This window comes from Paenibacillus roseus (assembly GCF_016424485.1).
Classification (GTDB): Bacteria; Bacillota; Bacilli; order Paenibacillales; family Paenibacillaceae; genus Paenibacillus_D; species Paenibacillus_D roseus.
Map to the genome: position 1 here is coordinate 1 of NZ_JAELUP010000098.1, position 641 is coordinate 641.

Annotated in this window: 3 tRNA genes; all 3 read right to left on the minus strand. The window is 27.0% G+C overall.

Annotated elements, in window-relative coordinates:
- Positions 1–173: 173 nt before the first annotated feature.
- The 3 genes from JFN88_RS16935 to JFN88_RS16945 all read right to left on the minus strand — a co-directional run bounded on the left by JFN88_RS16935 (position 174) and on the right by JFN88_RS16945 (position 428).
- Positions 174–245 (minus strand) — tRNA-Val (locus JFN88_RS16935).
- 8 nt (positions 246–253) lie between these two features.
- A tRNA-Phe gene (locus tag JFN88_RS16940) sits at positions 254–326 on the minus strand.
- Between the two features lie 30 nt (positions 327–356).
- Positions 357–428 (minus strand) — tRNA-Gln (locus JFN88_RS16945).
- Positions 429–641: the final 213 nt, after the last annotated feature.

A 641-nucleotide genomic window follows, 5' to 3' on the forward strand; every position in this document is an offset into this window, starting at 1 on the left:
ATATAGAACAAATGTTTCATATATTCTTTGTAAATTAAAATTGCCAATAATTTGTGATTATTCTAATAAAAAAGTACTTTTTTTTAGGAATAAAATTAGACTTTATATTATACCAATAATTAATATCTTTATAAAAGGAAATATAGAATTCCTTTTTTCTAAATTGAAATGATTGCTAAGAATCGGATTTGAACCGATAACCTTTTGCTTGTAAGGCAATTGCTCTACCGTTGAGCTATCCCAGCTTTTTTAATGCCAAGAACCAGATTTGAACTGGTGACACAAAGATTTTCAGTCTTTTGCTCTACCGACTGAGCTATCTTGGCTAAACATTTTAATTATGATAAATTAAAATACTGAGATGGAAGGATTCGAACCTTCGCATGTCAGGATCAAAACCTGATGCCTTACCACTTGGCTACATCTCATTATATTTAATTAATTATAATTAATTAAACATAATTTATTTATAAATGTTAACTATACATCGTAGAATTTTTAAACATATAGCTCGTTTAGGAAATATTCCAGGACTATCAACTATTACAATACAATCGTTAAAAAAAAAAAAGAAAAATTTCTTTCTTTTTAAGAGAAAAAGGCATCAACACTTAAAAATGGCACAAAAATTCAATCCTTCT